This is a genomic window from Legionella sp. PC1000, from assembly GCF_014109805.1.
Taxonomy (GTDB): Bacteria; Pseudomonadota; Gammaproteobacteria; order Legionellales; family Legionellaceae; genus Legionella; species Legionella resiliens.
This window is the reverse complement of the sequence record NZ_CP059400.1, coordinates 884,837-894,419: the sequence shown is the minus strand read 5'-3', so window position 1 is coordinate 894,419 and position 9,583 is coordinate 884,837. Positions and strand designations below refer to the sequence as shown.

Sequence of the window (9,583 nt, the reverse complement as noted above, 5' to 3'; positions counted from 1 at the left end):
TTATTATTTACAAGGAGTGTTACATGTCAATTTTTAAAACAATGAGGGTGTTTATTGTTTTTGTTGGACTAATCGGGGCAGCGTTCTTTTTAAGTGCCTGTGATGGTGCCATGAAGCATGGCTCGCAAGAGACTGAGGTCGATGGAGGCTATGGTGGACACAGTGCGGGTGGCCATGGCGGTGGGCATTGAAACATGTTCTCTGCTTAAGTGAAACTACTAATACGAATAGGTGATCAATGAAACACGACCATCATCAACAAAAGCATACAAACACTGGAAAAAAGGACGCTTGTTGTCATCAGGAACATAGGGTACAGAAGTCACGCGATGCTTCCTCCAAAACAGAGGGTGCAATCATCTATACTTGCCCCATGCATCCTGAAGTACGTCAGACTAATCCCGGGATTTGCCCTCTTTGTGGTATGGCCTTAGAGCCGGAAACAGTGACCGCCGAAAGTGAAATAAATCCTGAATACCTTGATATGAGGCGCCGATTTTGGATGGCAGTGATTCTTACTTTACCTGTTGTGGTATTGGAGATGGGCGGACATTTGTTGAAAAACATTATATCTGCCGGTGTTTCAAACTGGATTCAACTGCTATTTGCTACACCTGTTGTGTTATGGTGTGGCTGGCCATTTTTTCAGCGTGGCTGGCAAACTCTTAAAACACGTCAATTGAATATGTTTACTCTAATAGCTATGGGTATTGGGGTAGCATGGGTTTAGTGTGGTGGCAGTACTGCTGCCTGGGGTATTCCCTATAGCTTTTCGAAGTCAAGAAGGGGTGGTCGCTGTGTATTTTGAAGCGGCAGCTGTCATTACTACCCTTGTCTTATTAGGACAAGTGCTGGAATTAAAAGCAAGAGAGCAGACAGGCAGTGCTATCCGTGCTTTATTGAAGTTAGCACCTGACAGTGCACATCGTATTAAGAATGATGGAAGTGAGGAGGAAGTATCACTGGATAGGATTAATATCGGTGATTTATTGCGCGTTCGCCCTGGTGAAAAAATACCGGTAGATGGTGAAGTACAAGAAGGACGAAGCTTTGTAGATGAATCCATGGTGACTGGGGAGCCTATTCCGGTTACTAAAGAAGCAGGTGCTAAAGTTATTGGTGCGACGATTAACCAAACGGGTAGTTTTGTTATGAAAGCACTTCACGTTGGTAGTGATACCATGCTTTCACGTATTGTTCAGATGGTGAGCGATGCTCAACGAAGCCGCGCATCTATTCAACGTTTAGCAGATACTGTATCTGGATGGTTTGTGCCTGCTGTGATTTTAATTGCAATGCTATCTTTTATTTTGTGGGCATTGTTGGGGCCACAACCATCACTTAGCTATGGCTTAATTGCTGCTGTATCTGTATTAATCATCGCTTGTCCCTGTGCCTTAGGCTTGGCAACTCCGATGTCTATTATGGTAGGAGTAGGGAAAGGTGCTCAGAGTGGTGTATTGATTAAAAACGCTGAGGCGCTTGAACGAATGGAAAAGGTGAACACGCTTGTTGTAGATAAAACAGGAACCCTCACTGAAGGGCACCCCAAATTGACGCAGATTGTAACTGATCAAGGCTTAAATGAGGAAGAGGCATTAGTGCTAGCAGCATCGCTTGAACATCAAAGCGAACATCCGCTTGCCCAAGCCATCGTGAGTGCTGCAAAGGAAAAACAGTTGGCTCTTGAACCAGTTCAAGATTTTGACGCCCCAACTGGGAAAGGAGTAGTGGGTAAAGTAAATGGTCATCGTGTTGCCATTGGTAATATCAAATTAATGCAAGAGCATGGGAACGATAATGCTTCTCTTTTTGAAAAGGCAGATGAATTTCGTGGCAAAGGTGCCTCTGTGATGTTTATGGCAATCAATGATAAAACGGTAGCTCTTTTGGTGGTAGAGGATCCAATTAAATCAACTACTCCTGAAACTATCCGATCTCTTCAACAAAGCGGCATTGAAATTTATATGCTGACAGGGGATAGTAAAAAAACAGCAGAAGCTGTGGCAGGTACACTTGGCATAAAAAAGGTAGTGGCTGAAATCATGCCCGAGGATAAAAGCCGTATTATAAGTGAATTAAAAGAGAAAGGACTCACCGTGGCAATGGCAGGAGATGGGGTGAATGACGCACCGGCACTGGCACGAGCTGATATTGGTATTGCCATGGGAACAGGGACTGATGTGGCTATTGAGAGTGCTGGTATTACCTTATTGCATGGTGATTTGCGTGGTATCGCCAAGGCTCGCCGTTTGTCAGAAGAGACTATGAGTAATATACGCCAAAATCTTTTCTTCGCTTTTATTTATAACATATTGGGTGTCCCTTTGGCTGCGGGAATCTTGTATCCATTCACAGGATTACTATTAAGTCCAATCATCGCCGCACTGGCTATGGCGCTTTCTTCTGTTTCAGTTATTATCAATGCGCTGAGGCTGCGGCGGATAATACTGTGAACAATGTAATTTCGAGTGATAGGTCATCTTTGATTCGAGGCAATAGTATCCTTTCTATTATTGCGGCCGAAGTGTTTCATGACATAGTGGTAGAAATAGCTTATTTCCCAAATCAGCAAGGAGGACACAGGCAATGATCGAAATCATCCCTAATTGGCATCCTATTTTTGTCCATTTTACAGTGGCCTTATTCACTATTTCGACTCTATTGTATGCCTTAGTCTATTTGGCGTCTTATACCCGCTGGAAAACACATCTTTTTGTTGTCGAATTTGAAATAGTGGCTCGTTGGTGTTTGTGGCTAGGGGCACTGAGTACTCTAACTACTGTAGCAGCCGGGTTTTATGCCTATTACACGGTGAAGCATGATGAGGTCATGCATGCAGCGAAAGTGATTCATCGAAACTGGGCTCTCGTCACAGCAAGCACTATCCTATTAATGGCTTTCTGGTCTGTTTTGCGTTATAGTAAAACCCAAAAACCAACCCTGGCTTTCTTGATTGCTTTGTTCATTGTCCAAGCACTGTTGTTAACAACGGCCTGGCATGGAGGAGAGTTAGTCTATCGCTATGGTTATGGTGTTCTTGCACCTACCCAAGCACAAAAAGCAGTACTTCAACATTAAATTTTTATAGAAGGATAGTAACATGTTAAAAAAGGACTTCCATCATGTACTAAGGAACTATTTTCTTATTTTTTTCCTTTTGGTGTTCAGTCCTTTTGCTTTGTTTGCCCAACATGAACAGCATGGTGCGGCGACCCCAACAGAGACTTCTTCCAAGACGACACTGTCTCAATCCAAACCTACGGGAAAAAAAACGGAACAACAAACGGCTAAAAAGAAACCTGCCAGGGCAATAAAACCCCTGTCCCTTCCACGTGGCCCAGCGCGTACGATTAATTTGGTAGTGGCTTATAAAACCGTATACTTTGCTGGTAAACCTCGACGTGCCATTGCCGTCAATGGTCAAATCCCTGCCCCTACCCTACATTTCAAGGAAGGTGAGCAGGTCACCATTAATGTGTACAACCATTTGGATAAGGAAACCTCCATTCATTGGCATGGTTTACTTGTCCCCTGGCAAATGGATGGTGTCGAGGACGTCAGTCAGAAAGCCATTCCGCCAGGAGGTGTGTTCCATTATCGATTTACTCTTTATCAAAGAGGAACCTATTGGTACCATGCCCATGCCAAGGCTCAAGAGCAAGAGGGTTTGTACGGCGCCTTTCTTATTGACCCACCGAGCCCCCCAGCCTACAAATACAGCAAAGATCATGTGGTGGTATTATCCGATTGGAGCAACACCCCTGCCGATAACGTGTTTGCTAATTTAAAAAAAGATGGGGATTACTATAGCCCTCGATTCCCATTGCAGCCCTCGCTCATGAAATTTCTGCATGACTATCGCAAAGCACCAGCTAAAGAACGTAAAGAATTAATCGCTGATTACAAAATGATGCAGCAAATGCGCATGAGTATTTATGATTTAAGCGACATTGCTTATGATGCGTATTTACTCAATGGTCAGCCTAAATCATCCCCCTGGACGGCACCTGTTCGAGTTGGGGACACCGTAAGGTTACGGTTCATTGGTGCTGGTGCCAGTACTATCTATCGCGTTAAAATTCCTGATGCCAAAATGGAAATGGTGCACAGCCAAGGAAATGATGTGCGCCCTTATCTCATCGATGATTTTTGGATTGCACCTGGGGAAACCTATGATGTCTTGGTTAAAATTCAAAAAAACAGGCCTTACATTATTTATGCTGAATCCATTGATACGCTGGGCAAAGTCTATGGCGCCTTAGTGACTAAGCCCAGACAACCCGTTGATTATCAGCACATTGTACCCTTTCCAGAGCCTCTTCCTGTCACAAGAGAGATGATGGCCAACATGATGAAGTCAGGGATGAATCATGGCTCGATGGCAAAAAACAATCATTCCATGAGTAATAAGCGGGGTATGGCAATGAAACAACCTATGGCCATGCCTTCCCATTCCAAAACGATGAGTTCGCAAGGTAATCAACACAACATGCCAGCAATGACTTCTCAAAATAGTCCGGGTAATACCAAGCACTCTAATCACTCCATGTCCTCTATGAAACAAGACCAAGGGATGTCGGGGATGAATCATGCGTCCATGCTTAAAAATAAAATGTCGACAGCCCCCTCTTCTTCAATGAACGAGTCCACTTCAGCCTCCAGACCAATGAAACCCAAAGGCATGCCTCCCATGAGTTCTATGTCAACGGGTTCGATGGGGAGCCAGTCTACCACGCAGACGAAACACGCTACGATGTCGGGTGATGGAGGCATGCAAGACGATACGATGAACAATGGGATGTCCATGGATAATGGCATGACCATGCCCATCGAACCAACCATTATCGGGGATACGATTTCAGCGCCCAATTCCATAAGCGCTAAAACCGTAGGAACAAAATACCAACAATTAACCGCAGCGGTTCCTACCAACAACCCGGATATACCCGTCGATGGGATCATCCGCATGGAATTGTTTGGTTATATGGACAGGTATATTTGGATGATTAATGGCTTGCCGGAATACAAAGCAAAACCGATTGTCATTGAACCTGGAAAACGCTATCGTATTATCTTTACCAACAACTCCATGATGCGCCATCCCATGCACATTCATGGCCATTGGTTTATTTTACGCAATGGTCATGGCGTTTATGATCCCTTGTTGCATACCATTGAAGTCGATCCCGGTGCTACTGCTGTGGCTGATTTTGATACGGAGGCCAGCGGCCAATGGTTTTTCCATTGTCATCATCTGTTTCACATGACGTCGGGTATGGCGCGAGTATTCCAATATGAAACCATTATCGACGTGGTGAACGGAAAAGCCAAGCCTGAAACGGAAATTGCTCCAACACCCTATATCAATCGACCGATTGTACGAGTCGATGAGGTGATGCCTATTGATAAGGCCCTTATTACTCACCCCGCAGGACATCATCAAGGGTTCTATCGCGCCAATTTTCTTGAGGTGAATGCCGATCCTTTTCATAACGCTCAAGAAATGACGTTTCGAGGATATTATGGGACTGATTACCAAAAACTCCAGCTGTATACTGAGGATGCTGAAATTTATCAAGGAATTGTTGAAAATGCGGACATCGACGTTTTTTATTGGCATTTGATTAGTCAATTCTGGGCCATTAAAGGCGGGGTCAATTATTTTTATCGCCCTGGAGGACCTTATTGGCAACCCGGTATTGGCATCGAAGGGTTGATGCCTTATTACATTGACACCAACATTAGAACTTATTATCGTGATGGCAGTGTTAAGTTTGACATTCAGTTATCACGGGCTACCCAGCTTACCAATAACTTCTTCTTCCTAACGGGGATCCGCAGCATTCTCGCCACTCATACCGTGGTCGAAAATGAGCTTGGTTCTGGCTTAAATCAAATGCGTTATATCATTAGACCTTATTATCGCGTTATGCCTGGTTTAAATGTCTATACTGAATTTGAGTATGACAAAGATTATGGTGCCTACAAGAGGATTCTTACTGATTTAGGAGAATCGACCACTCAGACGACGGTGTCTTTCGGTGTTGCCGTGATATTTTAAATAGAAAGCCTTTCAACAGAATGAAAGGCTTAATTTTTTTCATGCTCCAATCATGTTGAGGTTCGTGATAATAACTCTCATAACAAGGAATGATTAGGATGGATACGGAGGTCTTAAAACCCTTAGTCGAAGAATGTGTAGAAGAAGAAAAAGAAACCGCATTATGGCGGCCACAAAAGAAAGAGTTTCATGAAAAGAACGAACCAAACTGTGTCTTGGACTGGGATGATGAGTTCGATGCGATCCGTTCCATCAATTAGTGTAGTCATTAATAAAGCGAGTCCATATCTTTGATAAACGCGTTCTAATCGTATGATTCATAGGTTATAAGTGGTGGGGTTATTTAATTTGACCTAAGTGAGTCGGATTGGTTCATAACAGGACATCCTGCTTTATGAAGATTCCTTCTATTGCAAGCCCAGAAGGCAAGGTATAAGCTTTCTATTTGGTGTGATGAGCCTAATTAAAAAAATGGATAACATTTCGGTTGCTGTTAAGGATAATGAACAATTAATCGGCCATATTGTCGAAGTCAATGGGCCTGTTGTCACCATACGGTGCGATAGGTTGCCGCCCTTGCACCAGTCGCTTAATACCTATTCCGATACGGACCGATATATTCTAGAAGTGTTTCAGCATCTTGATCAACATCATGTGAAGGCATTGACCCTTCATCGGGCCACTGGGTTGCAGCGCGGATTCGCCGTGTATGACCAAGGCAACTCACTGCACATTCCAGTCTCTCCCCATTGCCTGGGCCGACTTTTAAATATTTTTGGCGAACCGCTTGATGGGGGTTTGCCGCTACACACTGAGGAATATCGCGATATTTTAGCAAGTCCTGCGCCCATTGAAATGAAGACAGCCCAGGCGACTGTTCTTGAGACGGGAATCAAGGTGATTGATTTGCTTTGCCCCTTCGTCAGGGGCAGTAAGATAGGATTGTTTGGTGGTGCGGGCGTAGGAAAGACCATACTGCTGATGGAATTGATGCATGCCATTATTCAATGGCATCAGGGCATTTCAGTTTTTGCAGGGGTTGGGGAACGCATACGAGAAGGCCATGAGTTGTGGTATGAAATGAACGCAGCGGGTGTGATGGAAAAAACCTTGATGGTCTTTGGTCAAATGGATGAGCCGCCTGGCGTTCGTTTTCGAGCAGGGTTATCGGCATTAACGTATGCGGAGTATTTGCGAGACACCGTGGCACGCGACGTACTGTTTCTAGTCGATAATATTTATCGGTTTGTACAAGCCGGCAGTGAAATTTCAGGGTTATTAGGCAGAATGCCTGCTAATGTCGGTTATCAGCCTACATTAATGACGGAGATAGCAGAGCTCCAAGAACGTATTACGTCAACAGCTCAAGGTGCTGTGACTTCAGTGCAAGCGGTTTATGTTCCCGCGGATGATATGAGTGATCCCGCAGTCACTGGAATTATTACCCATTTGGATTCCATTGTGGTGCTCTCTCGAGCCCAAGCGGGCAAAGGCATTTATCCCGCAGTGGATGCTTTGGCGTCTAAAAGTAAATTTATGGATAAAATCGTGCTGGGGGAACGCCATTATTCGATTGCAGAGGCGGTACGAGAGCATTTAGCACGTTATGATGAATTAGAGGACATTATTTCCATGATGGGGATTGAAGAACTGTCCCCTAAAGACCGTGCTATGGTATTAAGAGCACGCAAACTGCAACGCTATCTTACCCAGCCTTTTCATGTGACGAAACAACAAACGACCATGGAAGGACAGTCGGTGTCATTAGCAGAGACATTAGCCGATTGCGAAGCGTTCATCAATGGTGATTTCGATGAATTATCTGAGGATGAGTGCTACATGATAGGAACCATGAAAAGGAGCTAAAACTAAAATGGCGTGTTTCGATTTATACTTACAGAGTTCGACACAATGTGAAAAAATCCCTAATGTCGTCAGTTTTGTTGGTGAAGATGCTTCAGGCCTGTTTGGTATTTTAGCCCAGCATACCCAAATGATGACGTGCTTACATTTCGGTTTGGCATGGTTTCGTTACGATAGTAATGAGACGGAGTATTTGGCTTTGCCAGGAGCAATCTTCTATTTTAAAGACAATCAATTGTTTCTCGCTACGCGACATTATGTTCGTCACAAAGAGTATCAAGCCATACAGCATATCTTAGAGAACGAATTAAAGAGTGAAGAAGACCATCTTATCAGTATCAACGACAGTTTACATCGCTTGGATGAAGAGATATTACAGCGTCTATGGAATTTAAAACGGCAGAATGCTTATGAAATTTAAAGATCCAAAAAAAGATCTGGCACAACACGTCAAATGGGACGTGAGCAAAATCAACAAAGCCAAAAAGGAGAAATCCACTGTGCTAGCGCAAACGATTTATTTAGGCACCTTGGGATTTGTATTTATTTTGCCCATTATTGCAGGGGCCTACTTAGGGGTTTGGTTAGACAGCAAACTGAAGGGTTTTTCTATTAGCTGGACGATCAACTTAATTATTATTGGGGTTATCGTTGGTGCGGTGAATGTGTACCTCCTGATTAAGGAATAGCCATGGGGGAAGAAGGGATTTTAAACGCACTATCTTTTTCGCTAGGCTCAGTGGTCATCACACAAAGTGTGTTAACCACCTGGCTTATTATGATGGCTTTGTTCCTCTTTTTATGGCTTTCGGCGCGACACTTATCGCTTCTTCCGGGGAATTGCCAAGTTGTTTTAGAGGGTATTGTGGTCGCAATGCAGGATACAATGAAAGAAGTATTGCCTTTGACCTCTGTTGATTTGGTCTTTCCTTTTATTGCTACGTTATGGATTTTTATCCTTATTTCCAATTTAATTGGCATTATTCCAGGATTCTATTCGCCTACAGCGGATCTATCGGTTACGGCGGCTCTAGCGATGGTGACGTTTTTTTCCGTGCATTGGTTTGGAGTTCGCGCGGAGGGGTGGAAAGCCTACTTAAAGCATTACCTGAAGCCTACGCCCTTTTTATTACCGTTTCACTTAATCAGCGAATTATCGAGAACATTGGCTTTGGCTATCCGCTTGTTCGGTAACGTCATGAGTCTTCAGTTAACGGCACTTATTGTTCTGATGATTGCTGGATTCTTAGCACCGATACCCATTCTCATGCTTCATATTATTGAAGCAGTGATACAAGCTTATATCTTTGGTATGCTGGCTTTAATCTATATTGCCGGGGGTATTCAATCCCACGAGTTGAAGAAACAAGGAGAGTGGTCATGAACAGCATCAGCTGGTTTAGTTTAGCATCAACAGTGATTGCCGCATTGGTGATTGCTATTGGGACTATAGGTCCTGCGATCGCCATGGGGCGTGCCATAAGTCATGCTCTTGATGCGTTAGCAAGGCAGCCAGAGGCTGAAAAATCAATAACCAGAACCTTATTTATCGGTTTAGCCATGATCGAATCATTGGCTATTTACTGCTTGGTGATTGTTTTGATTATTTTATTTAGAAATCCATTATTGTCTTACCTCGTTTCCCAATAAGGACTA

At 43.8% G+C, this 9,583-nt stretch carries 9 protein-coding genes and 1 pseudogene; all 10 read left to right on the top strand.

Features of this window, described 5'->3' with window-relative positions:
* The first annotated feature begins 23 nt into the window (after positions 1–23).
* Positions 24–191: a hypothetical protein gene (locus tag FOLKNPGA_RS03915; protein ID WP_010652848.1), complete on the top strand. Its 168-nt coding sequence runs from the start codon at positions 24–26 to the stop codon at positions 189–191.
* Between the two features lie 47 nt (positions 192–238).
* Positions 239–2,456 (top strand): annotated as a pseudogene (locus FOLKNPGA_RS03910) (copper-translocating P-type ATPase).
* Between the two features lie 133 nt (positions 2,457–2,589).
* Positions 2,590–3,081: a DUF2231 domain-containing protein gene (locus tag FOLKNPGA_RS03905; RefSeq protein ID WP_182351802.1), complete on the top strand. Its 492-nt coding sequence runs from the start codon at positions 2,590–2,592 to the stop codon at positions 3,079–3,081.
* A 22-nt stretch (positions 3,082–3,103) separates the two neighbouring features.
* On the top strand, positions 3,104–6,064 hold the full coding sequence (locus FOLKNPGA_RS03900) for a multicopper oxidase domain-containing protein (protein ID WP_182351801.1): 2,961 nt from the start codon (positions 3,104–3,106) through the stop codon (positions 6,062–6,064).
* A gap of 98 nt (positions 6,065–6,162) precedes the next feature.
* Positions 6,163–6,324, top strand: a complete 162-nt coding sequence (locus FOLKNPGA_RS03895; protein WP_182351800.1) for a hypothetical protein — start codon at positions 6,163–6,165, stop codon at positions 6,322–6,324.
* A 193-nt stretch (positions 6,325–6,517) separates the two neighbouring features.
* Positions 6,518–7,930 (top strand): F0F1 ATP synthase subunit beta, encoded by a 1,413-nt coding sequence (gene atpD / locus FOLKNPGA_RS03890; protein WP_182351799.1) that lies wholly within the window; start codon positions 6,518–6,520, stop codon positions 7,928–7,930.
* Positions 7,931–7,937: 7 nt separating this feature from the next.
* Entirely contained in the window at positions 7,938–8,348 is a 411-nt protein-coding gene (locus tag FOLKNPGA_RS03885; protein WP_182351798.1) for a F0F1 ATP synthase subunit epsilon, read from the top strand.
* Entirely contained in the window at positions 8,338–8,616 is a 279-nt protein-coding gene (locus tag FOLKNPGA_RS03880) for an AtpZ/AtpI family protein (RefSeq protein ID WP_182351797.1), read from the top strand. Before FOLKNPGA_RS03885 ends, FOLKNPGA_RS03880 begins: the two co-directional genes overlap by 11 nt.
* Before the next feature lie 2 nt (positions 8,617–8,618).
* Positions 8,619–9,311, top strand: coding sequence for a F0F1 ATP synthase subunit A (locus tag FOLKNPGA_RS03875; protein ID WP_182351796.1), 693 nt, complete (start codon positions 8,619–8,621; stop codon positions 9,309–9,311).
* Complete coding sequence (locus tag FOLKNPGA_RS03870) at positions 9,308–9,577, top strand: F0F1 ATP synthase subunit C (protein ID WP_010652840.1); 270 nt, start codon at positions 9,308–9,310, stop codon at positions 9,575–9,577. The genes FOLKNPGA_RS03875 and FOLKNPGA_RS03870 overlap by 4 nt, the downstream gene beginning before the upstream one ends.
* Positions 9,578–9,583 lie beyond the last annotated feature (6 nt).

Coding starts and splice junctions, on each gene's coding strand:
- FOLKNPGA_RS03915 (WP_010652848.1), top strand. CDS start 24: ATGTCAATTTTTAAAACAATGAGGGTGTTTATTGTTTTTGTTGGACTA.
- FOLKNPGA_RS03900 (WP_182351801.1), top strand. CDS start 3,104: ATGTTAAAAAAGGACTTCCATCATGTACTAAGGAACTATTTTCTTATT.
- FOLKNPGA_RS03870 (WP_010652840.1), top strand. CDS start 9,308: ATGAACAGCATCAGCTGGTTTAGTTTAGCATCAACAGTGATTGCCGCA.
- atpD (WP_182351799.1), top strand. CDS start 6,518: ATGAGCCTAATTAAAAAAATGGATAACATTTCGGTTGCTGTTAAGGAT.
- FOLKNPGA_RS03875 (WP_182351796.1), top strand. CDS start 8,619: ATGGGGGAAGAAGGGATTTTAAACGCACTATCTTTTTCGCTAGGCTCA.
- FOLKNPGA_RS03905 (WP_182351802.1), top strand. CDS start 2,590: ATGATCGAAATCATCCCTAATTGGCATCCTATTTTTGTCCATTTTACA.
- FOLKNPGA_RS03880 (WP_182351797.1), top strand. CDS start 8,338: ATGAAATTTAAAGATCCAAAAAAAGATCTGGCACAACACGTCAAATGG.
- FOLKNPGA_RS03885 (WP_182351798.1), top strand. CDS start 7,938: ATGGCGTGTTTCGATTTATACTTACAGAGTTCGACACAATGTGAAAAA.
- FOLKNPGA_RS03895 (WP_182351800.1), top strand. CDS start 6,163: ATGGATACGGAGGTCTTAAAACCCTTAGTCGAAGAATGTGTAGAAGAA.